Source organism: Undibacterium sp. RTI2.2 (assembly GCF_035018705.1).
Lineage (GTDB): Bacteria > Pseudomonadota > Gammaproteobacteria > Burkholderiales > Burkholderiaceae_D > Undibacterium.
The window spans coordinates 23,797-49,042 of the sequence record NZ_JASJXN010000005.1 but is presented as its reverse complement, the minus strand read 5'-3'; the positions used below and the strand labels follow the sequence as shown (position 1 = coordinate 49,042).

Below are 25,246 nucleotides of genomic sequence, written 5' to 3'. Positions count from 1 at the left end.
CATCATGAAAAAAACTTACTTCACACCAGTTTTGTTAGCCATGGCAGTCTTTGTTTCTGCTTGTAGTTCTATGCCAAAAACGACCAGTTTGTTAGATCAAACTCGCAGCGATTATGCGATGGCGCAAAGTAATCCAAAAATCGCCAGCTACGCATCCTTAGAAATGAAGCAAGCCAGCGATGCTTTAGACCAAGCCAACGCTGCCGCAAAAAATAATGACAATGCGGACAAGATCGATAAATTAGCTTATGTCGCTAAACAAAAAATCGCCTTGACACAAGAAGTCGCCAAGCAAAAATCTGCTGAGGCTGATATTGCCAATGCAGCTAAAGAGCGCGATCAAATCCGTTTAGATCAACGTACTAATGAAGCCGATAAGGCAAAAGCCAACGCGGCGCAAGCATTGGCCAGCGCGGAGCAAGCCAAGTTGGCAGCGCAGACAGCACAAAATCAGGCGCTGGACGCGCAACGTCAGACCCAAGAAGCACAAGCCCGTGCTGCACAGTTAGAAGCACAGTTAGCTGACCTTGCTGCTAAGAAAACAGACCGCGGCATGGTCATTACTTTAGGTGATGTGTTGTTTGGTACCGATATGGCGCGTCTCAATCCAGAAGGCTTACGCACGGCTAAAAAATTAGCAGATGTATTGCAACAAAATCCGCAACGCACCGTATTAGTAGAGGGTTTTACTGACAGCACAGGTACTGCCGCACATAACCAGGAATTATCAGAGCGTCGTGCGACTTCTGTCCGTACCGCATTGCAAGAGATGGGTATCGCGCCTGAGCGCATAGCTGTGCGTGGTTATGGTCAAGCGTACCCAGTTGCGAGCAACACGACCGCACAAGATCGTCAGTTAAATCGCCGTGTAGAAATCGTATTGTCTGATGCCACTGGTAAAGTGCCACAGCGTCAGTAAGAACATTGTTTGAAACTAGATACTTAGTAATCAAATACTCAATTTCATCATTCGAAATTTTTAATTTTTGGAGAAGCATCATGCATGACGCAAACAAAATGAATCATAAGGGTATCGATACCGCAGCAATCCGTGATGCTGCCAAAAATATGGATGACGGTGCCGTCACTGTTGGTTACCAGGCTGATCGTAAAGAAGTGATTGCTATGTTAAATGGCGCATTAGCGACAGAACTAGTTTGCGTATTGCGCTACAAGCGCCATTACTACACGGCGAGCGGCTTACAAAATGGTCCGATCAAAGCGGAGTTTTTACAGCATGCGATTGAAGAACAAGGTCATGCCGATTTGTTGGCAGAGCGAATTGTACAGTTGAGCGGTAGCCCAGATTTTAATCCGGCAACGCTGATTGACCGTAGCCATGCAGAGTACGATGATTCAGAAAGTATCCAGTCTATGATCAAAGCGAATTTGATTGCTGAGCGTGTCGCTATTGAAGCGTATCGTCAAATGATTGAGCAAATCGGCGATACCGACCCGACCACCAAACACATGCTAATTGGCATCATGGCGATGGAAGAGGAACATGCGGATGATATGCGGGATTTGTTGGTCAAGTAGCGTCAGACATTAATACGTAGCACTAAGTAGGTCTAAACGGTGTTAATTGAGGTAATCGTTCAAGGAAATTAAATTCAATTTCGCCTGAACAATAGTAGTGATATTTTTTATCTTTTTAGGAGCTCATTATGTTGGAATCAAATTTAAAAGCAGTCAACAAAGACGTCAAATTATTGATCAAAGATTCTCAAGCGTTGTTCGTTGCTGCTGCCGCGTTGACTGGCGAAAAAGCAGATGAAGCTCGTGAAAAAGCCATGAAGTTGTTAGATGCGGCTTTGGTTAAAGCACAAGAAGCGCAAGCCAGCGCCATTGTCGCCGGTAAAGAAATGGCCGCATCTGCCGATGTTTATGTCAAAGAAAATCCGTGGCGCGCGATTGCAGCGGCAGCCGGTGTTGGCTTGCTGTTGGGTGTAATCATTAACCGTAAGTAAAGACAACTGCGCGCAAATAAGTGCGAGTAAATTAAGCCGAGTAAGTAAAAACGACATAGAAATATGTCTTGATGGGTTAATGCCAGATCAGTTCCGGCATTAACCCACTATCGTATTCAACGGTATTCAACGTCGCATTCAAAATCGCATTTACAGTTTGAGTGCCACAGATTTACCCTACTAAAAATTTTCAGGACAAATCAAATGACGGATAACTCTAATTCAGCGCCTGCTGTCGGTTTAATGGCTGGCTTAGCGGGCGTTGCCAAAAATGGATTTGGATTGCTTTTGTCCAGGCTAGAACTAGCCGCGCTGGAATTGTCAGAACTGCGGAATCATGCGCTAAAAATCGCACTGGTATTCGCATTGGCGATTTTGGCCATCTGGTTTGCATTAGCCTATGGCACGGCGCTGGTTGTGTACTTAAGCTGGGACGCGCTAGGCTGGAAAATTCTATTCATAATGAGCATAGTGTTTGTCGCAATCGCTGTTGGATTGTTGCTCTATCTGTTGTCAATGGTAAAGCATGGCAAGTTATCTTTGCCAGTGACTATGGCTGAACTGAAGTCAGACCGGGACATGCTGCTCTAGGTTTTACCGGACTAGTCGGCTTTTATAGTTTTTCTCAACATCACATCAACATCAAAGCAACACCGCACTGGCTAATGGAGAACAATATGAGAAGTGACGCAGCAAAAGAAAACACTCTCGCTCATCGCAAAGCACAATTATTGCTGGATGGCGCGGTCTATCGCATAGGCATAGTCCAGGCCAAAACCACTGTGTTGCAGAGCTTGCATGCCGAAACTTTGGTGCGTAGTGTAGGCCAGCATTTGCTCGGCGTGATCGATATGCGGCTCAACAATTTGTTTACGCCCAACGTAAGAAAAGTCGGCGGACAGTTTCAGACATTAATGCCGCTTGCTGTGACTGCGTTCACATTTTTGTCTAGTAAGAAATTACTCAAGCCGGTGATCGGTGGCGGCTTGCTACTGACTGCTGTGGGTGCGGTAGTTGCGCTAGCTTTGCGCCATAAACGACCGGAGATTGATGTTTCTTATGATTTATAAATTCTTATAAACTGCTTTATATGTCGGGCTACAACTTTACTAGCCCGACAGTCAATAGTGCTGTTCTCAAGTCTGCCTGTCCAATTTCGTTTCTGAGGTAGTTACTAACTTAGTCGCTAACTTAGCAACTAACTCAGTCACTAAATTCGCCTCTAAACCAGTTTCTAAAATCTTATTTTACATTCTGCTGCCTAGTGTACTCAGCACGCTTCATCTCCATATAATCATTTTGATCCAGCTCATGTAATTGTTTTGGATATTTTTCTGTCGCTGTAAACCAGTTTAATAAACGTTTTTCTAATTGCGCGTCTGGCGCTGCATTTGTCGCACCTAAATAGCTATCAATCGCGAGGTAATAGCGCATTGTGTTGCGCTCCATCAGACCGCGTACGCCGCCGATGTAGTCGGGCTGGCCGTCTGGCGTTTTGCCGTTGATGGTAAATCCTACTTTTCCGTGACCTACCGTTGCAAGATAAGTTTGCATCGCTATACGTCCAGACAAACCGGTGGAGTAGGAATAAGTCAGATGTAGAAACGTTTTTACTTTTGACAGGCTGACGGCTTCTAAAATGATACGATAATCATTAGTGCCGAGTGGTCCTTGGTCCGCATTAAGCATGATCTGCATATACTCGGGTGTCGTTGCAACTTCAGTGTAATTAAAATCAACACGGCTTGCATCACTTAATTCTTCCGGCGTTTTTTTACCAATATAGACTTTAAGTGCTGCGCTTGATTTGTTATCTGATGTATTGGCTGCAGTTTTCGTAGCGTGACAATATTTGGTGTTCAGATGTAAGTGCATGATGTCGCACCAATGATCCGGGCTTTTGAGTCCTGTAGCGACGGTGGTGAGAGGGTAATCAACCACGGCATAAATGTCACCTTTTAGGCGATGGTCGGCTTCAACAGACTCTAGTACTAAAGGTCGGTTGAATTGATTTTGTTCTAGCTGTTGCTCGATGGCGCTGTACTTGGCGTGCATAGTTTTTGCTGCTTCGGACGGATTGATCTCCGTATCTGCCATGGCGTAATGACTGATACTCATAGCAATTATCATGGCGGCGATGAGTAGCTGGGGTATTGGGTGGCGTAACTGTGTAGGATTAAAGTTTTGCATGTAGTCTCCATTTTGTGATTTAACAGATGTTGGCTTTGCGCGATGTGACTGAAATATTCCGCTAAATTAAGCTCAGTAGCGCTAGTTTTATTGGTATTTTGATTGAGCTGAGTTCAGGCTTATGTTGATACTTGTTGTTCGCCTGATTTATCAGTTTAATTCTTAGATATTTAATATACTCCCCATCATTTTTAATAAATATGGCTTATTGTCCAATGATTATATGGACATTTAAATATACATAGTGGGAGTATATTTAAACAACGAATCGAGTATTTAGTAATCCGGCACACTTTTCATCTCTAAAATCTACTAACGATCAAAGCCAATATTCTAGTCGCCGCGCAGTCCATTCTTTAAACTTGTCGCTAAAGGGACGTTGCTCCCAGACTTCTTTGGTAATTTCTTTGGAGTTGCGCAGGTCTTCTACAAATGTCGCTTCCATCGCTTTACCAAACTCTTCTCCAAAGACGACGACGTTGATTTCATTGTTGTGTAAGAAGCTGCGGGTATCAATATTAGTTGATCCCACGGTCGCCCAGACCTGGTCGATCACGGCAGTTTTTGCGTGGAGCACTGCAATTTGTAGCTGATAAATTTTGATGCCGTTTGTCAGCATTTCATCATAAAACGATTGCGCTGCATGGAATACCAAGCCGCTGTCTGTGACGCCGGGTAAAATAATTTTGACATCAACACCACGCTTGCTGGCGTCACTTAAGGCTTGCAAGATTTGTGCGTCCGGTACGAAATAGGCGCTGGTGATATGGATCGTTTTTTTAGCTTCTTGTATCGCAAGAATATAGGCTTTATAAATCTCATGGTTGCCACCTGGCTCACTGGCTAACACGCGCACCAGTTTGTCGCCAGCTTCTTTCAATGGTGGGAAGAAGTTACTGTCGGATAGATCTGGTGATTTTTGACTGGCCCAGTTATCTAAAAATACCCATTGCATTGCGGCGACTGCAGGGCCTTCGATTTTGATGTGCGTATCGCGCCAGCCGACTTTGTCATCCCGTTTTGTTTTTGAGCGAAATAAAGAGCTATTGGCATAAGCCGCGCTGATATTCACGCCGCCGGTAAAAGCGACTGTACCGTCAACGATTAAGATTTTCCGGTGATCACGATTATTGGGTTCCCACGGGCCAATTAGCTTTAATGGATTAACCGGATTAAACGCTAGTAAGTGAATTCCTGCGTCACGCATTTTGTCAAAAAAAGTCTGTGGCGTACCGATGGTGCCGACGCTGTCATAAATAATATTGACCTGAACGCCTGCCCGTTGTTTTGCGATTAGCAGATCTGCAAAGCGGATACCTAGTTCGTCCTGATCGAAGATGTACGTTTCTAAATTGATGTTATCGGTGGCGGCGGTAATCGCCTCCATCATGGCAGTCATCGTTTGTGGGCCATCAAACAAGAGCGTTACTTTATTGCCGGCGATAAGCGGGCTGCCAGTTGCGGCTTCTTCTAACGCGGCTAGTGCGGCGATGTCGATATGAGAATTACGCCAGCGTTTAATTAATAGCGAATTAGTTTTCTTGGCGCTGAGTGTACCTTGTGCAGTGGTAACAGTCGGGCTTGCCGGGGCAGATAATGAGGTATTTAAATAGCGTACTTCAGGCAAGGCCGCGCAGCCAGTGGCGAGTATGACTGTACTAATCGTTGCGATGAGATTGAAGATATGAATAAATTTAAGACGAGTATTGCCACGCATGTTTCCCCCAACTGACTCGATTGAGTTCATATCGTTAATCTGGGGTGCTCAATGAGCACCCCAGAACTAGATTTTTCTTAAGAAGAAACGGTGACTATTTTAGTCATCGTTTAGTATTAATTTCTTACGATAGTACCGTTATTGACTTGTACTTTATCACCAACACGGTAGCCAGGTTCGCTGGCAAATGGAATCATCTGCGTTGCGCCATTTTGTAAGCGGACGATGACTTCGTAGTGATTGGTTTTCCGGGCATTGCCTTCTATATTCCGACCTGCATAGGCACCACCTAGAGCGCCTGCAATTTCTGCTGCAGTACGGCCATTGCCACCACCGACCTGACTACCGAGCAGTGCGCCAACAACGCCCCCACCGATAGTGCCCAGGTAGCTGCCTTCGCCTTTAACTTCGACGATATTGACAGCTTCTACAGTGCCGCAGTTGTAGCATATACGGGCGGCTGGCGCTGGTGCAGTTTGTACTTGTGCTACTTGCAGGTTTCTGCCTAAGGTCGCACTGGTGACACGTTCTACGCCGCGATCAACGACGCGTAAATTAGCGGTGACGGTGCTATTGGGTGCGATACGATCACGGCTTCTGATTGTGTAGGAGTTGACGTATTCGCCACTGGCGACTTCAGGTAAAAATATTTTACCTTTGACGCCGTTAATGGTGAGGTCAACCTTGCCGCCTGGTGTGCCAAATACGGTAAAGCGTAAATCGCTACCACCATTTAAGTCTACTGCCGGGTCAACATTAAATCGTTCAATCTTCGGTTGCGCGCCGGACATTATTTGATTGGTGTGATTTCCAACGCCGATTTGCAGAGATTCATTTAAAACCGAGCTGGCTACTTGATTACCAACGCGCAGATTGGCTGTGACCGCACTACGCGCCGCAATTTTGTCGCGGCTGTTGATGGTGTAAGTACCTTCGTACTGACCAGCTTCTACTTCAATCAAAGTTAGGTTACGCGTGGCACCGGCGATGCGCAAAGTAGCCAGACCGCCAGGTGTGCCATAGATGCCAAAATTGAGTTCTACGCCAGGGGCTAGTCGGCGTACTTCATCGACATTAAAACCATCAATCCGTGGCGTCATTTGTGATGTGTTGTACTGCTGCGCTTGTACCTCGCCGGATAGCATCAGCAATGGTGCCAGCAATGGCATAAACGCCGATATGGCCAGCGTGCTGGCGATGATTTTCTTTGTAATTTTCATTTTGTTCCCCTGACTTTTCTTAATATTCTTGTTATCTTGAATTCGATTAAATCCAAGTTTTTTAGTGTCACATTTTTACTTCTAGTTTTAAGTAATGTTAACGCAGCTGGCAAGTCATTTGTAGCTTACCGGGCAGAGGTTTTCATCATGTCTTTTGCACGCTGCAAATCTTGGCTATAGGTCATCCGTGCTTGTTTCATACAAGTAGCACTTGTAGCCCCTTTCATTTGCTTACAGGCATATGACGATTCTTGAAGAACTGCACCAGCTTCTTTTTTCAAAGTTTGGTATTGCTCTTCTGGCGTTGCATCACCTTGGAACCAACGCGGCGGATCAATCAATGGTGCACCTACTTGCGGCATGCTGGTCGGTGATGAGGTTACCGGTGCTTGTGCCCAGCTTGCATTGATCAATAATACTGATGCGGCAATACCGACCATCATATGAATAGTGCGGTGAAAATCTAGTTTACTTTTATTCATTTCAACTCCTTGATAGTTACATTGATAGATGGTCGATTAGCGGTTTGTAGCAATCGGTAGCGGTTAAATTCGTCCGGTTAATAGCAAAACAATCAGGACAACAACGATCAGCCCAGTGACGCCGCTCGGACCATAGCCCCAGTTACGGCTATGTGGCCAACTTGGAAAAGCGCCGACTAGCGCAAGAATTAAAATAATTAGTAAGATGGTGCCCATGACTTTGTCCTGATGTTTTTGATGCTACTGAACTTAGCTTTTTGAGTTAGTTGCCTAACCTAGTTGTGTGACTTAGTTACGTTCTTCAGTAGCATTGTTAAGTTGCGTTATTTAGTTAGCTTATTTAGGTATCGTATTTAGGTATCTTATCTAAGCAAAATCAGAGCGCATTCATTGGTAATACGCTCTGAAGCTAAAATTTTTATAGCTTGGATTTGAAATCGTGGAAGGTTTTGATAAACGCATCACGTACTTTTTCTGTGCCGACTACTAGGTCTTTCCAAGATTCTTCGCCAGCCGCTTTTAGCTCATTCAATTTTTCATTGGCCAAGTGTGATTGCTCGCGCAGTTTAGTCATTTCTTCGTTGTATTTATCGTGCGCATCTTCTCTGGCCTCCTTTGCTTTTACTTCCAGCTCTTGCATGGTTACATTCAATTCGTCGAGTTGTTGTTTCATTTTTTCTATGTAAGCGTCTCTGGTGTCTTTATCAAACATGATGATTCCTTTGAATAAAATAAAAAATTGGAGTTAAATTTTGATCAGAAATAAAGAATCTGAGTTTTCAGTTCTATAAAAATATTAATAATGATCGACGCGACCATCCATCAAGCGAACACGGTTACCAACGCGGAAATCATAAATATTGTCTTGCATGACGCTGGTAGTACTACCGTTATCTAAACGGATCTGGATTTGGTATTTGTCGGATGCTTGGGCATTTTTGTTTTGCTCAACATTGTTACCGACCAGCGCACCACCGATTGCACCTGCTACTGTGGCGGCAGTTCTGCCGTTACCATTACCAACCTGATTACCCAAGAGACCGCCAACCAAGCCACCAACTATTGCGCCGCCGCCACTGGTATTGTTATTAGGGCGAACGACCTGAATAGACTCGATATAGCCATAGTTACTGGCGTTGTTTTGATAATTTTGGTTATTTTGATTATTGGGGTAGGGCGTCGAATAACTGCCTTGTTGTGACGTGTTCTGTGGGGCATTATTGGCACAGCCAGCAAGGGCGGCTGTTGCTAACACCACTGCGCTGATGACAAGTTGAGATTTCATGTTGTTCTCCTGAATAAGTGTGGGATCAGAATAAGACTGATAAGACACATGGTCTGTACGCTGCCGCACCTAACTCAAGATATGCCCAGACAGTGGAAGTTGGATGATGCCCTGCTATGTCAGCTATAATTCGGCCAACCTGAAAGTTCTTCAAAACGATCCAGTTTGATCAAGAAATAGTAATTAAATCAATGAGTTATAAATCAAGAAAAATATCTGTTGCCCCCATGATGGATTGGACTGACCGTCATTGCCGTCAATTTCACAGGCAAATTACGCGTCATAGCTGGCTGTATACCGAGATGGTAACGACTGGTGCTTTGTTGTACGGCGATGTGCCACGCCACCTTCAATTTAATGACGAAGAACATCCGGTCGCTTTGCAATTGGGTGGTAGTGAACCCGCAGATTTGGCGAAGAGTGCCAAGTTAGGCGAGCAATGGGGTTACGACGAGATTAATTTAAATTGCGGCTGCCCATCCGAACGCGTACAAAAAGGCGCATTTGGTGCATGCCTGATGTCAGAACCAAGTCTGGTTGCTGATTGTGTTAAAGCGATGAGGGACGTCGTTAGTATCGATGTCACTGTTAAACATCGTATTGGTATTGATGATATTCAATCTTATGAATTTGTACGTGATTTTGTGGGACAAATTGCTGATGCAGGCTGTAATACATTTATTGTTCACGCACGTAATGCGATCTTAAAAGGTTTAAGTCCCAAAGAAAATCGTGAGATTCCACCGTTAAAATATGAGTATGCCTATCAGCTTAAAAAAGATTTTCCTCAACTAGAAATTTTGATCAATGGTGGTATTAAAACCATAGAGGAAATTGACCTCCATTTACAACACATAGATGGCGTGATGTTGGGGCGTGAGGCTTATCACAATCCCTACTTAATGGCGAGCTTTGATCAGCGCTATTACGATGATCATGCACCAATTAAATCAAGAGCAGAATTGATCCAATTAATGCTGCCGTATATCAGTGAACAATTGGCGCAACATGCGGCAAATAAAGAAGTGAAGGGCAGCGGTCTTAAATTGAATGGCATTACCCGCCATATGCTAGGCCTGATGACGGGTTTGCCGGGTGCCCGAGTTTTTCGCCAGACTTTATCGGATAGCAAAAAATTAGCATCAGGCGATCCGGCTTTACTATTGGAAGCTTTAAAGCGCATGCAGGGTATGGCTGATTATGTCGAGCACAAACATGTTTAAGTGTCTGCGGCTGCCTTCAGATCTTAAAATAAACATCAACAGAGAAACCGAAAATGAAATCTACGCTTAAATCAATCTGTCTTATCGCTGCCTTATTCTCAGTCGTGATGAGCGCCCAAGCCGAAGTGACGATCAAAGATGCATGGATCAGGGCAACTGTGCCACAACAAAAAGCGACTGGCGCTTTCATGCAAATACAATCTAGTAACGATGTGCATATCGTGGAGATACAAACTACTGCCGCAGGTATTGCAGAAATTCATGAAATGAAAACAGAAAATAATGTCATGAAAATGCGCGCAGTAACGCAGCTTGATCTGCTTGCCGGCAAACTGGTGGAACTTAAACCAGGTGGCTTTCACGTGATGTTGATGGATTTGAAAGCACAGATCAAAGAGGGCGATATCATCCCATTGACGATCATCGTAGAAGGCAAAGATAAAAAACGCGAAGTGATTGAAGTTAAAGCAAAAGCACGAGCATTGAATGCTGCGCAAAGCAAGATGTAGTCGTGATCGTAGATCTTCTCCTTAACTACTCATGTATCCGTCAAATACAATTGGTAATAATTTGTAATAAGCCATTTCTCTGAAAATTGCTAAGGATATATTAGAGGAACTGTGTTGCAATGCAATGCGCCTTACTTCCCCTCACTGCTAAAGTGAGTTTCGCCTGCGCTAATTTAGCGCAGGCTTTTTTATGCGTGCTTGTGATTATCTTATTATTAAACAGAGAAAAGAGTTTGCCATATCGTTAAAAACATCTTATAATCTTGCTCTTACTTACTTGGGGTAAAGCTCCTTGAAAGTCTCAGTGGTGGTCGTAGCTCAGTTGGTAGAGTCCAGGATTGTGATTCCTGTTGTCGTGGGTTCGAGCCCCATCGATCACCCCAAAATTCTGTTTTAATTAAATGGTTACACGCTTCGGCATGTAACCATTTTTTTGTTTTTTTTTGCTTTAAATAAGAAGCCTGTAAGAAATTCTGTGTAAATGCCACGGAACAACTTAGTGGTCGTATTGTTGAATACGGTCACCAAACTCAATCATAAATCGATTCAGCGCCATACGCCAATTCTGAATGGGCATCGTCCATTTTTTTGATGCCTGTGCAATCGCAAGGTAGACGACTTTGGGTGCTGAGTCGTCACTTGGAAATAGCTTGCGACGTTTTGTAGCCGAGCGGATGACGCTATTCAATGATTCGATGGCATTCGTCGTATAGATTGCTTTGCGTATCTCTGGCGGATATTCAAACAGTATGCGCAGGTTGACCCAGTGTGTTGTCCAAGACTTGGCAATTTGCGGATATTGTTCACCCCATTGCTGGCTAAAACGATCTAACTCTGCCAAAGCTTGATCTTCCGTGGTGGCTTGATAAATACGTTTCAGATCAGCAGTGACTGCCTTGTAATCCTTCCAAGAGACATACTTCAAGCTGTTGCGCACCATGTGGACGATGCAGAGCTGAATACGGGTTTCAGGATATTGCGCTGCAATCGCTTCTGGAAATCCTTTGAGACCATCAACACAGGCGATCAGGATGTCTTGTACGCCACGATTTTTTAGCTCGGTGAGCACTGACAGCCAGAATTTAGCCCCTTCATTGTCTGACATCCAGAGACCAAGCAAATCCTTCTTGCCTTCCATAATCACACCCAAGGCAAGGTAAATGGCTTTGTTGATGACGCGCATATTGTCACGGATTTTAATGACGATACAGTCTAGATAAACGATGGGATAAATAGGATCGAGTGGACGGGATTGCCATTGAGTGATCTGCTCAAGAACGCGATCAGTAACCTTGGAAATGAGCGTAGGCGATACGTCAGCATCGTACATTTCTTTGAAGGTGTCGACGATTTCACGGGTAGTCAATCCTTTGGCGTAGAGCGTGAGGATTTGGTCATCCATAGTGGTGAGGCGGGTTTGATTTTTCCGCACCAGCTGCGGTTCGAAACTGCCGTCACGGTCGCGTGGCGTGAAAATCTCGACTTCACCATGCGTGCCTTTGAGTCGCTTTGCTGTGTTGCCATTGCGAGCATTACCGCGACCAGGCTTGCTATTGGCATGCTTCTCATCACCAAGGTGTTCGGTTAATTCGGCGCTTAGTGCAGTTTCAACAGTGAGCTTGAGTAGCTTCCTCGACAGCATTTTGAGGTCAGCTTCGCTCTTGATGTCTTTCGCTAGTGCTTTTAGTTTTTCTCTATCCATTACAATGTCCATCGGTCAATTCCTCGGGTGAGGTTAATAGGCCGTGGACATTCACACAAATTTATTTACAGGCTCGAAAAATCGTTGAATACGGCCTTTTGTCCTGGACATTCCTGCGCCTGAGTTTGATGGTGATACGTCTCTAAAGTCAAAATATTCTTGTGTCTTAAAATCTTTTTTTACGCCTATCTAACCGTTCTTATTCAAATCCACTTCTTATAGTTTTAATGTGCAGTTTTTCTATAAAAATTATGAAAAACAGCTATCAAAGAGCTCCCGTTTGGTACACTTGTTGAAAGTTCTAGCATAGAAATAAACAGGCTAAATTTTCATCAAATTTAGAATAAAAATAATGATCAATTAAGTGACTCGAACAGAGCAACATAAAACTTTAAAGAAAATAGTCATGGACATAACAGGTCGACTTTTGCAAGTCAAGAATATCAGTCGTCTTGCGCTGTCTGTTATGTTGATCTCATCTGTATCTCGCGCATGGGGCGCTGACGTTGCAGCTGAGTTGGCCGAGTTAGCTCAGGGAGAGCCAATTATTATTGATGTCGGCGCTACTTATACCGCGGGTAGTTTTTCCGAAAGTGTAGCAAGTAAAACCATCGAGAAAATAGTTAGCTTGCAATGGTCCGCATATGACATTGATTTCCTTTTCACGACGTCTTACTTAAATCGAACCGCACCCGCTGGTTCGATCAGAACCAGGGTTAACAAACGCGTCACTATTACTCCCAAATTAGTCTCTTCATCTGGATCGGGAGATGTTTTTGTCAGTGCTAATAAAGAAGTTTTTACAGATGCGGCGACAGCAATTGCCATCAATGCTGTGCTAGGTGCGAAGATTGCCGCTGCTGATAGTGCGAAAGGATTAGGAACTGGTAAGAACGATTATTCTTTAGCGTTGACGGCAAGTTATCCATTTGAGAAAGCATTGTTAAGTGGCGGTACCAAATACACTAAATTAGGTAGTCCTGGATTAATCCAGATCAATGGATTATCAGAAAATATTCAACTTAAAAATGTATGGTCTGGCTACTTGTCCTTATCTACGGAATTTTCTGAAAAAAGCACAACAGCGATCACCTTTACTGTTGAACAACCTTCAGTGAATGGAACATCGTATTACCAGGTGACAGAAATTTCTAGCTCGTATCGCATCAATGAGCTGGGTGGTGTGCGTGTTTATGTAACGAAGGGCGCTAATCAAAGTAGTCCCGATTGGAGTGCTGGGGTTGGGTTATTCAGTAGTTTTTAATCTTAACTTAGGCGATTCCGCCTCGGGTCAGTATCCTAGAAACGGCAGTTGACCGCTCATCAGTGTAATAAGTATTTGATTCAATTGACTTATGTCAGTGTTTTTACCGTCACCGTTCTGGTGAGAGCGCTACGAACTGATTGCCCACTTTTTCGGCTCCCAAGCCGCGTTGCTCCTCGTTGCAACGTGAAGGTTGCGCCTCGTCTCGCCTTGCTGGAAACCGAAAAAATGCACACTCAGACTCGTCCAACTGCCGTTTCTAGGATTATCCGTCAAATTGATGGTTCAATTAGTCAATGTAATAAGAAGTCAAAAAAGGTCAGTGGACTTTAGCCATAATTTCGACAGGATTCAAATAAGACTCACTGTCATTGCTCGCATTAGCGACGCTGGTCATGTACGAAAGGTTTTGATTTTGTGCTGTCCATAATATCGTAGAACTAACTAACCTAGGGCTAACATCAGCTCTGATTATTTCTTGATGGATTTGCTGACGCATTAAGTCGAGCAAAGTCGCGCGACGACGATATTCTGCACGCTTTTTTGATGGTCTTTCATCAATCGATTTTTCTTCGATGACACTAGGAATATCGAAATTTCCGTCCGGATTTTCTTTTCCGCCAGCTAGTAGCCATAGCTGATTATATTCAGCATTGATCGTTTTTTTAAATCGATATCTCCAAGATCTGTGGATATGATTTTCTTTGCTGATGCACTCAATGTTTGTGCAATTAATTTTGATAGCAATTGCTCTTAACGCTTCTATCAATAATAGTCTAGGTTGGATACCATGCAAAGCATGCGTCGCATCTCTTGTGGCGTCACGGCAATGGAGTCCTTTAGATTGAATTCCGCCTACTTTGATCAAGATTTCACGTCCCAATGTTTCTAACGTGAAAGTCAAACAAAGTAGCGGGATATTATTCATGGATAACTCCAGGGTTACGCCACCTTCTCGTTTGTAGGCGTCTTCACGAACGAGATTGATGACAAAATTCTCTCCACTTTTACCTTCCATTTTACAAAGAGAAACGCGATCACCAATCATTACATTCAAGGCTTGATGCGGGCCAAAGATAGACTGAAATTCTTCAAAATGACTTTTTAGCAGCCGTACTCGCTTGGTTGACGTGATGTTTCTGTCAAAGAATGGACGGTGTACTGCTTCGAGCAGACTTGGCTCTTTGCTCGCGATATCGCGAAGATAGCTTTCTTTTACATATCTGAACCAACACGCACTGGGTTGTAAGTTGAATATCGTGCGCAATAAAAATCGGCTTTGACGTTCATAATTTACATGATTAGTAGGAAACACCGTACGATACGCCCAACAAAAGTCCGACGCAAAACGACCAACGCTTGATGACAATGCTTTGGCACGACTAAATACGCCAAGTTGACTGAGATACTCAATCGAAGCTAATTTTTGTTTTGCAATGTACATAGAGCCGCCAATGTATGTAACGAATGTAAAGAAGTATTTCAGATTGTATCCCATTGTTCTTAATAGTTATCAGAAGTAAGTTGTAAATTATTGCAATTTAGTGCAATGCGTCTCTTTTAATCCCATCCAATCGCCTGGGTCATTGTCGGAATATAAATTCATAAAACGAGTATTGTGAATAAAAAAATAACTACTAACGACAGCGAAAAATCTTGGCTTAAAAAACTTGGTCCCGGATTGATTACTGGCGCAGCAGATGATGATCCGAGTGGGATCGCTACCTATTCTCAGGCGGGTGCGCAGTTCGGATTTAATATGCTGTGGACGGTGTTATTTACTTACCCGTTGATGGTCGGTATTCAGGTTGTAAGTGCAAGGATAGGTCGTGTAAGTGGGCATGGACTGGCGACTAATCTTCGCCGGCATTACCCGGCATGGCTGTTGTATAGCGTTGTAGGACTGTTATTAGTTGCCAACACGATTAATATTGCTGCCGATGTCTCTGCAATGGGGGATGCCTTAAAACTCATCGTTGGGGGACCGGCGCAGTTATACGCCGTTGCGTTTGGTGTGCTGTCGTTGCTGTTGGAAGTATTTATTGCGTATCGACGCTATGTCCGTATATTGAAATGGCTGACACTTGCCTTATTGGCTTATGTCGCCACGGTATTTGTCGTTCATATTCCCTGGGCAATTGTCCTGGCAAAGATGTTGGCGCCGCACCTGAGCTTTAATGCCGAATACATTACTACCGTTGTTGCCGTATTTGGCACAACCATCAGCCCGTATCTGTTTTTTTGGCAAGCCTCACAAGAAGTAGAGGAGCAAATTGCAGACCCAAAAGCACGACCTTTGATCGAAGCGCCTGAGCAGGCAGCGAGCAATTTACGGCGTATTAAGATAGATACTTATATTGGGATGGGATTCTCAAATTTGGTTGCCTTTTTCATTATCCTGACGACTGCCGTTACATTGAATTTGCATGGTATTACCGATATTCAGACCTCATCGCAAGCAGCGACTGCGCTGCGCCCGATTGCAGGTGAATTTGCTTTTATGTTGTTTAGTGCCGGCATCATCGGGACGGGATTGCTGGCAATCCCTGTATTGGCCGGATCCTCCGCTTATGCGATGGCAGGAGCATTTCAGTGGAAAAATAGTCTGGAGTTAGCGCCGCAGAACGCCAAAGGATTTTATGCCATCATCGTTATATCAACCTTGATTGGTATCTTGATTGGCTTCACACCAGTTGATCCAATCAAGGCTTTGTATTGGAGTGCGGTCATCAACGGCGTAATTTCTGTGCCGATTATGATTGTCATGATGTTGATGGCAGGAAGACCAGAGATAATGGGGCAGTTTACTATTACAACAAGTCTTAAAGTGATCGGGTGGTTAGCGACCTTCACAATGGCGCTTGCTGTGTTCGGCATGTTGATGACTTTGTAAAGCCTCGAAATCCCCGTTTTCCTGCTTACCAGTAGCTATTTTTAAAGCTTAAACGTTTTAATCTCAAAAAAATTGAAGTTATTTGCACTAATATTGGTAGTTGATGTCAGATTGCTTTGCTATCAGGCGTTTTGGTAATCTATAGGATTTTGGTGATGTTCAAAACCTTGTAAGCGTAATCAATTTTAAAAAATTAAATACTAATAGAGAATCCCATGCAAATTTTCCCTACAATTTTATGTGGTGGTACAGGTTCACGTTTATGGCCAGTGTCTAGAGAGTTGCATCCCAAGCCATTTATTCGCTTAACTGATGGTCAAAGTCTTTTGCAAAAAGCTTTTTTACGCGGTGCTGACTTGCCTGATGTGAGGGAAATTATCACGGTCACTAACCGGGATTTATTTTTTAAAACTCAAGATGACTATCTTGAAATCAATGAGAAGGGTGTTGATACAACATTCATCTTAGAGCCGTTTGGTCGCAATACTTCTGCAGCGATCGCTTCTGCAGCGCTTTACTTATCTGACGTTTATGGTCCAGATGCGATGATGTTGATCTTAGCCGCTGATCATCTGATCTCTGATCAGGCAGCATTTGTTAGCGCAGTTAAGAGTGCGGTCGTGATGGCCGAGCAAGGTAGTCTTGTTACCTTCGGTATTCAGCCAGGCTCACCTGAAACTGGTTATGGTTATATTGAAGCCGATGGAAATACAGTATTACGATTTGTCGAAAAACCTTCAATGGAAAAAGCCAGAGAATATCTTGCCTCAGGCAAGTATTTATGGAATTCCGGTATGTTCTGCTTTAAGGCATCAGCTATTTTGAAAGAAATGGAGACGTATTGTCCTGAGATACTGTCAGCGACAAAAAAATGTCTGTCCCAATCGCGCACCTTAAAGGGAACTGGCTATATTCAAGTTGATCTTGAGCAAAAAACATTTGGTCTGATTCCCGATAATTCTATCGATTACGCAGTCATGGAGCAGTCACAACAGGTATCAGTGGTACCTTGTGATTTAGGCTGGAGTGATGTCGGATCATGGGTTGCGCTTGGCGATTTGACGGCTGCTGATGTTGATGGCAATCGTATTGAGGGCGAGGCCCTGTTATATGACGTTTCTAATTGCTATGTCCAGAGCAATAAACGCGTGATTGGCGCCGTCGGTGTAGACAATTTAATTATTGTTGATACCTCAGACGCTTTGTTAGTCGCTGATAAATCAAGAGCACAAGATGTGAAGCATCTATTTGCTGCACTCAAAAAAAGTGGTAACGACGCTTACAAATTACACCAGACAGCGCATCGTCCGTGGGGTACTTACACGGTACTTGAAGAGGACGCAAAATATAAAATCAAACGTATAGAAGTGAAGCCAGGCGCATCGTTATCTTTGCAAATGCACCATCATCGCAGTGAGCACTGGATAGTCGTCAGCGGTATGGCTAAAGTGGTCAATGGAGATCGTGAATTATTCATTAGCACCAACGAATCCACTTTTATCCCTGCTGGTCACAAACATCGATTAGAGAATCCTGGTATTTTGAATCTAGTCATGATCGAAGTACAAAGTGGTCAATATCTAGGTGAAGATGACATCGTCAGATTTGAGGATAAGTACGGACGCTCTTGATAAACCGGACAAATGAACATACTTAAGCAAAAATGTTCTAGCTGCGTTGCAGCGACTCGCCATACTAAAATACTGTTTTCGTCGCTATGTCTTGCCGGCACAACTTTGTATGGCTCTTAAGATACAAAAGAATTTATAGCAAGCATCATCGAACGCCTCATCTGCTCAATTCTGAATTCTATTCGACTGGTTTTCTGGCGAAGGTGAATTGTGTCTTTTGTGCAGCGATTGATAACTTGGTTTCGTGGGCGCCTTTGGTTTGCGCGTTAAGGGCAAAATTGGATTGTTCTGCATATGCGGTAACTGGTTAACTGTTTGAAAAATCTCCAGTTCAGACGGTTTTGCTTTGGATTGCCAGCGCAATGTTGCGACATTGGCACTTTTTGTCAGTTGATCTCGCTCTCTGTCTTTTTCTGGATTATGCATACGGTCATCTAGTTCGACGATGCAAATCAGATCCATGTTGCGGCTATAAATCGCGTAATCAACGCGCTTTTCATTGATTTTCCAATAGGCGTATCGATTTTCTTGAAAACTGTCGACGGGCGTAATTAAGGCCGCCATAGCGACTTGAGGGAATACATGCGCTCCGGGCAAGGAGCGACAAAGCCGGCCGAAAAATTCAATTTCATTCGGTGTCATCAGCGGTACTTGTTTGTAATTGGAGCGCCGTTTTTTAGGCTTGCTTTTCGATGTTTTTAAAAAGACTAAAATGATCAAAAATGCAGAAAAAAACAGGGTGATATAAAGAATTGGCTGGGTAAAAAAGAAATTGGTCATGAGATAAAAATATTGTGTTATTTATATGCATAGTCAAATGCTAACATGTTCTTAGAGATAAACGCTGATAAAGTCGTTATCATTCGCTTACGATCACAGGAGCCAACTTGAAAACTGCATTAATCCCAGGCAAAGCTGTTGCCAAAATTGATAAACAAATCATCGGTAATATTTTGCTGACGCAAGTCAGCGTGGATATTGTCAAAGAAGAAAAAATGATCATCGGCATTCGCAACGAGGCAGGTGATATTTATCGCCTCATCGGCGCTACTCGCGTCAATAGCTATATGAATGCGATTGAAGAATTATTTGATCTGGAAATGAACGATGAACTTGATGGTGTTGAGGAGACCAGGGAAGGGTGCGACGCTATTTTTAGCATGCCATAACCTAAGTCAAGGGACGGTCGATTTGAAAACATGTCCGTCCCGCCAAGTTTGCTGGCTTGCTAATTCACGATCAGCGAGAAAAAATAGTGGCAGCAGGAAGCTGCTGCCAGTTACTACAGAGTTCAAAACTAGAATTACTTCATAAATTTTCCGTCTTTTCCAATGACGGTTAATTCGACAAAATGAGATGCGTTATGGTTAGTCGGACTGAATTTCACTGAAAAGCCACCTGCATCATAAGCTCCCATCGATTCCATTGCTTTGATAAAGCTATCGCGAGTCAGGCTGCTGCCAGCACGTTTTAAACCCTCTACAAAGACTTTGGCCGCGATAAATCCTTCCAGACTAACGTAACCCGGCTCTCTGCCAGGCTTGTTGGCGTACAGAGTTTTATACTCTTTAATCAATGGATTGATTTCTTCCCAAGGTGCTGGAACTACTTGCGAGATCATAACGCCGCGTCCTTCGCTGCCTAATTCTTTTGATAGGGCTTGACTGCCGACAAAGGAAATATTCCAGAAAATAGGCGCGCCAACTGGATCTTTCACCATTTCTTTGATAAACGCGGCACAGGATTTATAGGCAGAGATCATAATTACTGCCTGCGGTTTTGCTTGTTTTATTTTGGCAACCGCTGGTGCCACATCAACACTATTTCTCTCAACGGTAGCAATGCCGATGACCTCGATATGACGTTTATTTAATGCTTTTGTAACGCCTTCTAGGCCGGCTTTGCCGTAAGCATCGTTTTGATAAAACACAGCAATTCTGCTCATCGACAATGTCGTTATATGTTGGACGATCTTTTCGGTTTCTTCAAAATAGCTAGCGCGGATATTAAAGACGTTGCGATTAAACGGCTCACGCAAAGACTCAGCACCAGTAAATGGAGCAAAGAAAGGAATCCCTTCTTTGGCAACCAAGGGCAAAGCTGCATTGGAAGTCGGCGTGCCTACATAACCAAACAAGGAGAAAACGTCATGTTTATCGATTAGCTCTTTTGTGTTTGCGCTTGCTCTGTCGGCCTCATAACCATCATCCAGTGTTTTTAACACGATCTGCCTGCCTGCAACGCCGCCTTGTGCGTTGACATGATCGAAGTAGGCTAGCGCGCCGTCGCGCATCTCTGTCCCTAGCTGTTGCGCTGGACCGGATAAAGCCGCAGATTGACCGACCAGAATTGCCTTGCTGGTTACGCCTGTCTCTGCGTAGGAATGGATGCAAAAGAGCAAGGACAATGTACCGAGAAGGAGATTTTTTGTTTTCATAATGCTGTATTGATATGCTGATGTGGACGGGAGCCTAGTGAATAGCTGCTTCATACTAGGCGTAAAAATTCTTTTGGGCAACTATTTGATCTGTTTTCAATTACTCTGGCTTAGCCATAGTGATCAGGTTAGCGGTTTAATCAGGCGTATTAGCTCGATGTGTAATTCGGTTGAAATAAATACTGGAGGTAGGTATATTTAGATCGTCCAGAAGATCGCTGGGCAATCGGCATTATTTTTTAAAAATATTGGGGAGTATATTAAAATTATGCCGTTTGACCTATCTGAAGAGAGAAAAGTTCTTTTTGTTTTCTGTGAGCAGCCCAGTTTTTTCTTGGGCGTTTGTTAATTGACCGGTGGCAGCTCTAAGAATCACAGCTTTAAGAGCGACGATACAGATCAGGAATTTTTTTACGGCTTAAGATCATCATCCCCAAACTACCTATGCCAAGTAATAACCAGTTAAGTATAGGTATATGCATGGTTTGAGCAAGATCAAACAGCACACCGCCAGCGAGGCTACCGATCATTGTCCCTGTGCTTTGATAAAAAATCTGTTGCGACATCAATTTGCCGGTGTCTTCCGACGATCTTGTCGAATGTCGTGCAATAAGGACATCAAATGAGGGGCCGTAAAATACTTGTGCAAATGAAAGCAAAATTGCAGAAATGATGACGGCACTGCTGTGGCCACCAGCGAACACCATCAGAGCAAAACTAGCAAACAGGCAACTGTAGCCAATCTGCAAGAAGCGGAAATGATCGCGTATCCGCACGGCTCGTTTAGACACCGGTATCTGGAAGAAGATGATGACCAGTGCCGCCAGCCAAAATGGGGTGGAGACAGGAATACCTGGAGTGAACTTAGGAATGTGCAGGCTAAAGCCAATCATAGGCTGGACCGCAAAGCACCAGAATACGGCATTTGACACCATAAACAGCCGTGGCAGTGTTTTTGATGGCGTGACTGATAGCGCTGAATCTGCTTGATTATTTGCAGTGACCGATGCAGCTTGTTTGACTGCCAGCACGGCAAGATAGTCCGTCTCATGCGCAGCAATCGCGCGCATGGCATACAACATAAATATGGCATAAGCGATAAACGTGATCAGCACAATCAAGAACACGATTTTAAGGCTATGCACCGGCACCCAACCCGCCATCAGATATCCCAGCACCAAGCCCATTCGTATGGCAAAGGCTAGACGACTAAATAAAGACGACTGATCTAATTCTTTTAACTTCAGTAAATAATTTTTCAGCCCAGGAAAAGACAATCCGCTTCCCAATCCAGCCAGTACCGCAAACAAGGCCAAAGCCCAGGCCTGATGTAAATACGCCATGCAATACAGGGCAAGCCCCTCCAGCAAGATATTGCCTGTGACAGAAAATGGATGATTCGCCAGCTTGGGATAGCGGCTACCCAAATGCGAGCCGATGACACGACCAAAATTCAAGCCAAACAGAATCGATGCGGCCCAAGTGCCAGAAAAGGATTTACCTGTTTCCGACACAATCAATGGCGTGTACAACGCCACCCCAGCAGAGGCCAGCGCAACGCCGACATAAATTAGATAGGAATTAAAAACAGAATTAAACGGCTTGGTTTGCATGAGCTTCAATAAAGTCGTTTATGCGTCTGGTGTGATGCAGTTCACATAAAGCAGAGTTTGACAGACGAGGCCAGATAGATTATCTGTTGGCTGTGACGAAATAAAACAAAACAAAAAACCCAACCGGAGACAACATGATCCAGCGCTATATCAAAATCATCCTCTACATCGCTGGTGGCATTATGCTGCTGGCAGGCCTACAGTTTATCGTACCCTTACCCCTATTGCAGGCACAACAATTGGTTGTAAGCGATAGCGCAGGCATATTATTCGCCCGCCATTGGAGTTTATTGGTCGCTTGTCTGGGTGGCTTATTGATTTATTCCGCCAGGCACCCTGAATGTCGCATTCCCATTATTGTCGCCGTCACGGTAGAAAAAATCGGTTTGGTCGGCGTACTGCTGATGAGCCTGAACGACGCTGCCTTGAAGCCAATGCTGCCTGTGATTGTATTGGACGGTGGTTTTGTGATTTTGTTTTTGATTTATTTATTCGGGCGGAATGGTAGCAGCGAGGTTGATAAGGACAACGATGACAAGATTCGCGTTAAATCATCTGTGCCATAGCAAAATTACATTTGCCTGAACCGATGCTGAAAAGCTTGCGATACGGTTTGCCATTCGGCCTCATTCATTAGTTTCAGCACAAGGCCATTATCTTGTCTTTGCAATGTATCAATGGCCGCGACGCTGACGATGGCACTACGCGATATTTGCCAGAATTTTTCTGGGTCTAGTTGCAGCATCAGGTCCTTGATCGTGGTACGGATCAACGCTTCAAATTTGTTGGTGACGACCTTGGTATATTTGGCATCTGCCCGAAAGCATTGCACGTCATTTATATTGATAATACGCAACTGTGTGCCGCTAGACGCCTGTATCCATTTCAACGGAATAGGATTTGGCTCGCCCTTTTTTTGTTCTTGCTGTTGTTCTGATATAGCAAAACTTGCGAGTGGGGTGGCTAGCTTTTCTTGCAATCGTTGTACCGTCACCGCCAGTCGGGTCAAATCAAGAGGCTTGAGGAGATAGTCAACCGCACCTTGATCAAACGCCTGTATTGCATACTCATTGTATGCCGTCAAAAAGACAATATGACAACGTTGCGCCGCAAGGCGTGCCACGTCAACGCCAGATAAACCTGGCATGCGTACATCTAAAAAAGCGATGTCAGGTTGATGCTCCTGAAGTAACCTCATCGCATTAATACCATCTGCTGCTTCTGCAACAATCTCTAATTCTGGCCATAACAAAGTTAAGGCTTTGCGTAACTCGGTTCGCAATAAACTCTCGTCCTCCGCCAAGAGGGCGCGCCGCGCTTTAGCGTTGGCTTGGAGGATGGTAGTGGTTTGTGTCAAACGCATACCGCGCTATACCTTCAGTTCGTTTTGGATGGGAAGCCTAATCGTCGCAATCACACCAGATGGTAGTCGTGCCGCTAAGCTCAATTCAGCACTTGTTTCGGTACTTTCATCATCGCCTTGGCCGTACAGCGTTTGCAAACGCTCTTGCAGATTGATCAGACCAACGCCGTTACCCAACTCTGCTTGGAAGCCCGCACCATCATCGCTGACTGTGATCGTCAATATGCTGGCGTCCACAACTGCGTTTATCTGCAAATGTCCACCTCTCAGTTGTGGCTCTATCCCATGTTCAATCGCGTTTTCTACCAAGGTCATCACACACAAGGGCGGGATAGCGCAAGCACGTGCAGCCTCTGATGCGTCTATCGTAAATTGCAATCGTTCACCCAGGCGAATTTTCATAATATCGAGGTAGGCTTTAGCGCGTTCCAACTCTTGCCCCAGCGTCGTCGTATTTGCGCGCAAATCGGGCATTGCCGCGCGCAGGTAGACGTTTAGATGATTTAACATCGCCTCCGCTGCGACTGCATCGTCACGTATCAATACGCGTGCATTTGCCAAAGTATTATATAAAAAATGCGGTTCTATCTGACCTTGCAATGCAGCTAAACGCGCCTCCAGCAATTGACGCTCCACAGCGTGTGTTGCTTGGGCTTTGGCGAGTGTGGCGTGCTCTTTGTACGAGATTTCGGCAGAGATTGCTGCGGGTAAAATAGTTGCTGTTAATAACACTAGTAGCAAGCTTGGCATAATCCAGTCCGCATGTCTGATTCGTAACATAGGCCATAACGTTTTTTCTATCAACAATCCGCTGGCGATCGCCACCGTCATTAAAAAGCACAACCCCATCCAATACAAAGTTGGACTACATTGTCTGCGTTTGCTTAACAGGATAATCAAGAAAACTTTTGCAATACTAAACGTCAGTAATAGTGCAACCAAATCCGCCAGCCACGCAGCACGGTGGCTGAGTACCATGCCGATCAGTATCAATATAGTTGATGCCAAGACGGGCAAGAATGGCCAGTCTTGGTGTGCGGATGGACGTAACAAAGTCGGCATTGTTATTCAGTAAAGTTCAGATTACGTGGCGGCTCAAGTCTCAGACCTGATCGGTATGTTGGTATCGGGAATTTATCAGGTGTCGGTGAAAGCGCATGCTTTTCTAACTTTAAGTCTCGTACCCAAATTTTCCCCTGGGAGGCGAGCGCAATACCGATCTCAAATTGATTACGGTATGCATCAGTGCTCTGGGGTAAATAGGATTTGAGAATGATTTTCTCCCATCCTCGTCCATCTGGAATCACTTGCACCTTCATTTCCAAATCGCCGCCTGAGCGCATGTGGCGTAACCAGATTTTATTTTTCGCAGCGCCAGTTGCGCGAGCCATCAAGCTAAATTCAATGACTTGTCCCTGATAATCAGTGCCATCGATCGTTTGGGTAATTGCTGCAACCTCGTCGCTTGGCTGACCTCTGCTGGTGATATATAAAGCTGGATGCTCCTTGCTGCCTTCGTCAGTATCAATACCGATCTCATATTTATCATTGTCGGTTGGTCCCCACACAGTCCAACCCGCAGGATTACCGATCCTGATCGGGTCTGCAAATGAGGTGTTGAGCGCAACCGCTACGATGGTCGCTACTAGAATAATTTTCAGATGTTTCATCGCCGCTTCTCCTTGTTGTTTAATGACCGAAACAAGTTTATGCATTTGCTAGTTACCTCACATTTTGTTTGCGATAA

Annotated in this window: 27 protein-coding genes and 1 tRNA gene; 13 read left to right on the top strand and 15 right to left on the bottom strand. The window is 44.3% G+C overall.

The genetic code is table 11. The features are described from left to right. Positions 1 to 4: 4 nt before the first annotated feature. The 5 genes from QN395_RS04220 to QN395_RS04200 all read left to right on the top strand — a co-directional run bounded on the left by QN395_RS04220 (position 5) and on the right by QN395_RS04200 (position 3,040). The gene (locus QN395_RS04220; RefSeq protein WP_322117961.1) at positions 5 to 919 is read left to right on the top strand and encodes an OmpA family protein; all 915 of its coding nucleotides are present in this window, start codon (positions 5 to 7) and stop codon (positions 917 to 919) included. Positions 920 to 999: 80 nt separating this feature from the next. Continuing rightward, positions 1,000 to 1,539 carry a ferritin-like domain-containing protein gene (locus QN395_RS04215; RefSeq protein ID WP_322117962.1) on the top strand — a complete coding sequence of 180 codons (540 nt, stop codon included), beginning with the start codon at positions 1,000 to 1,002 and terminating at the stop codon, positions 1,537 to 1,539. Between the two features lie 128 nt (positions 1,540 to 1,667). Beyond that, on the top strand, positions 1,668 to 1,970 hold the full coding sequence (locus QN395_RS04210) for a DUF883 family protein (protein WP_322117963.1): 303 nt from the start codon (positions 1,668 to 1,670) through the stop codon (positions 1,968 to 1,970). A 204-nt stretch (positions 1,971 to 2,174) separates the two neighbouring features. After that, entirely contained in the window at positions 2,175 to 2,561 is a 387-nt protein-coding gene (locus tag QN395_RS04205) for a phage holin family protein (RefSeq protein ID WP_322117964.1), read from the top strand. An 86-nt stretch (positions 2,562 to 2,647) separates the two neighbouring features. Beyond that, the gene (locus tag QN395_RS04200) at positions 2,648 to 3,040 is read left to right on the top strand and encodes a hypothetical protein (RefSeq protein ID WP_323491773.1); all 393 of its coding nucleotides are present in this window, start codon (positions 2,648 to 2,650) and stop codon (positions 3,038 to 3,040) included. A 172-nt stretch (positions 3,041 to 3,212) separates the two neighbouring features. On the opposite strand, the gene QN395_RS04195 is transcribed toward QN395_RS04200, so the two are convergent. From QN395_RS04195 to QN395_RS04165, 7 genes are all read right to left on the bottom strand, one after another. Beyond that, positions 3,213 to 4,160, bottom strand: coding sequence for a hypothetical protein (locus tag QN395_RS04195; protein WP_322117966.1), 948 nt, complete (start codon positions 4,158 to 4,160; stop codon positions 3,213 to 3,215). Between the two features lie 319 nt (positions 4,161 to 4,479). Next, on the bottom strand, positions 4,480 to 5,877 hold the full coding sequence (cls, locus tag QN395_RS04190; protein WP_322117967.1) for a cardiolipin synthase: 1,398 nt from the start codon (positions 5,875 to 5,877) through the stop codon (positions 4,480 to 4,482). Between the two features lie 116 nt (positions 5,878 to 5,993). Continuing rightward, entirely contained in the window at positions 5,994 to 7,097 is a 1,104-nt protein-coding gene (locus QN395_RS04185) for a glycine zipper 2TM domain-containing protein (RefSeq protein ID WP_322117968.1), read from the bottom strand. Positions 7,098 to 7,222: 125 nt separating this feature from the next. Beyond that, positions 7,223 to 7,579 (bottom strand): hypothetical protein, encoded by a 357-nt coding sequence (locus tag QN395_RS04180; RefSeq protein WP_322117969.1) that lies wholly within the window; start codon positions 7,577 to 7,579, stop codon positions 7,223 to 7,225. 63 nt (positions 7,580 to 7,642) lie between these two features. Next, positions 7,643 to 7,795, bottom strand: a complete 153-nt coding sequence (locus QN395_RS04175; RefSeq protein WP_322117970.1) for a DUF3309 domain-containing protein — start codon at positions 7,793 to 7,795, stop codon at positions 7,643 to 7,645. A gap of 202 nt (positions 7,796 to 7,997) precedes the next feature. After that, on the bottom strand, positions 7,998 to 8,291 hold the full coding sequence (locus QN395_RS04170; protein WP_322117971.1) for a hypothetical protein: 294 nt from the start codon (positions 8,289 to 8,291) through the stop codon (positions 7,998 to 8,000). A gap of 84 nt (positions 8,292 to 8,375) precedes the next feature. Beyond that, a complete protein-coding gene (locus tag QN395_RS04165; RefSeq protein ID WP_322117972.1) occupies positions 8,376 to 8,864 on the bottom strand; it encodes a glycine zipper 2TM domain-containing protein in 489 nt (162 codons plus the stop codon). A gap of 191 nt (positions 8,865 to 9,055) precedes the next feature. Here QN395_RS04165 and dusA point away from each other — a divergent pair, with 191 nt between their 5' ends. The 3 genes from dusA to QN395_RS04150 all read left to right on the top strand — a co-directional run bounded on the left by dusA (position 9,056) and on the right by QN395_RS04150 (position 10,979). Then, positions 9,056 to 10,087, top strand: a complete 1,032-nt coding sequence (gene dusA, locus QN395_RS04160; RefSeq protein WP_322117973.1) for a tRNA dihydrouridine(20/20a) synthase DusA — start codon at positions 9,056 to 9,058, stop codon at positions 10,085 to 10,087. Positions 10,088 to 10,140: 53 nt separating this feature from the next. Continuing rightward, entirely contained in the window at positions 10,141 to 10,596 is a 456-nt protein-coding gene (locus QN395_RS04155) for a copper chaperone PCu(A)C (protein WP_322117974.1), read from the top strand. Between the two features lie 307 nt (positions 10,597 to 10,903). After that, positions 10,904 to 10,979 (top strand) — tRNA-His (locus tag QN395_RS04150). 113 nt (positions 10,980 to 11,092) lie between these two features. Here the strand turns inward: QN395_RS04150 and QN395_RS04145 are convergent. Then, complete coding sequence (locus QN395_RS04145; protein ID WP_322121519.1) at positions 11,093 to 12,298, bottom strand: IS256 family transposase; 1,206 nt, start codon at positions 12,296 to 12,298, stop codon at positions 11,093 to 11,095. A 364-nt stretch (positions 12,299 to 12,662) separates the two neighbouring features. Here QN395_RS04145 and QN395_RS04140 point away from each other — a divergent pair, with 364 nt between their 5' ends. Beyond that, positions 12,663 to 13,562 carry a hypothetical protein gene (locus QN395_RS04140; protein ID WP_323491772.1) on the top strand — a complete coding sequence of 300 codons (900 nt, stop codon included), beginning with the start codon at positions 12,663 to 12,665 and terminating at the stop codon, positions 13,560 to 13,562. A gap of 319 nt (positions 13,563 to 13,881) precedes the next feature. On the opposite strand, the gene QN395_RS04135 is transcribed toward QN395_RS04140, so the two are convergent. Further along, the gene (locus QN395_RS04135; protein ID WP_322117976.1) at positions 13,882 to 15,006 is read right to left on the bottom strand and encodes a VirK/YbjX family protein; all 1,125 of its coding nucleotides are present in this window, start codon (positions 15,004 to 15,006) and stop codon (positions 13,882 to 13,884) included. 174 nt (positions 15,007 to 15,180) lie between these two features. On the opposite strand from QN395_RS04135, the gene QN395_RS04130 reads away from it, so the two are divergent. Both QN395_RS04130 and QN395_RS04125 read left to right on the top strand, forming a co-directional pair. Next, positions 15,181 to 16,455: a divalent metal cation transporter gene (locus QN395_RS04130; protein ID WP_322117977.1), complete on the top strand. Its 1,275-nt coding sequence runs from the start codon at positions 15,181 to 15,183 to the stop codon at positions 16,453 to 16,455. A gap of 215 nt (positions 16,456 to 16,670) precedes the next feature. Next, positions 16,671 to 18,086: a mannose-1-phosphate guanylyltransferase/mannose-6-phosphate isomerase gene (locus tag QN395_RS04125; protein ID WP_322117978.1), complete on the top strand. Its 1,416-nt coding sequence runs from the start codon at positions 16,671 to 16,673 to the stop codon at positions 18,084 to 18,086. A 165-nt stretch (positions 18,087 to 18,251) separates the two neighbouring features. On the opposite strand, the gene QN395_RS04120 is transcribed toward QN395_RS04125, so the two are convergent. Then, positions 18,252 to 18,866: a DUF2726 domain-containing protein gene (locus QN395_RS04120; RefSeq protein WP_322117979.1), complete on the bottom strand. Its 615-nt coding sequence runs from the start codon at positions 18,864 to 18,866 to the stop codon at positions 18,252 to 18,254. A gap of 107 nt (positions 18,867 to 18,973) precedes the next feature. Between QN395_RS04120 and QN395_RS04115 the strand changes: the two genes are divergently transcribed. Then, positions 18,974 to 19,255: a hypothetical protein gene (locus tag QN395_RS04115; RefSeq protein WP_322117980.1), complete on the top strand. Its 282-nt coding sequence runs from the start codon at positions 18,974 to 18,976 to the stop codon at positions 19,253 to 19,255. Positions 19,256 to 19,389: 134 nt separating this feature from the next. On the opposite strand, the gene QN395_RS04110 is transcribed toward QN395_RS04115, so the two are convergent. Together QN395_RS04110 and QN395_RS04105 are read right to left on the bottom strand one after the other, a co-directional pair. Then, positions 19,390 to 20,523, bottom strand: coding sequence for an ABC transporter substrate-binding protein (locus tag QN395_RS04110; protein ID WP_322117981.1), 1,134 nt, complete (start codon positions 20,521 to 20,523; stop codon positions 19,390 to 19,392). Positions 20,524 to 20,903: 380 nt separating this feature from the next. Next, positions 20,904 to 22,136: an MFS transporter gene (locus QN395_RS04105; protein WP_322117982.1), complete on the bottom strand. Its 1,233-nt coding sequence runs from the start codon at positions 22,134 to 22,136 to the stop codon at positions 20,904 to 20,906. A gap of 134 nt (positions 22,137 to 22,270) precedes the next feature. On the opposite strand from QN395_RS04105, the gene QN395_RS04100 reads away from it, so the two are divergent. Continuing rightward, positions 22,271 to 22,702, top strand: a complete 432-nt coding sequence (locus tag QN395_RS04100) for a hypothetical protein (RefSeq protein WP_322117983.1) — start codon at positions 22,271 to 22,273, stop codon at positions 22,700 to 22,702. Positions 22,703 to 22,707: 5 nt separating this feature from the next. Here QN395_RS04100 and QN395_RS04095 read toward each other — a convergent pair whose 3' ends face one another. Genes QN395_RS04095 through QN395_RS04085 form a run of 3 tightly spaced genes read right to left on the bottom strand, consistent with a single transcriptional unit; the run spans position 22,708 to position 25,214 of the window. Next, positions 22,708 to 23,499: a LytTR family DNA-binding domain-containing protein gene (locus QN395_RS04095; RefSeq protein WP_322117984.1), complete on the bottom strand. Its 792-nt coding sequence runs from the start codon at positions 23,497 to 23,499 to the stop codon at positions 22,708 to 22,710. A 6-nt stretch (positions 23,500 to 23,505) separates the two neighbouring features. Then, positions 23,506 to 24,561 (bottom strand): sensor histidine kinase, encoded by a 1,056-nt coding sequence (locus tag QN395_RS04090; protein WP_322117985.1) that lies wholly within the window; start codon positions 24,559 to 24,561, stop codon positions 23,506 to 23,508. Between the two features lie 2 nt (positions 24,562 to 24,563). Continuing rightward, complete coding sequence (locus QN395_RS04085; RefSeq protein ID WP_322117986.1) at positions 24,564 to 25,214, bottom strand: hypothetical protein; 651 nt, start codon at positions 25,212 to 25,214, stop codon at positions 24,564 to 24,566. Positions 25,215 to 25,246 lie beyond the last annotated feature (32 nt).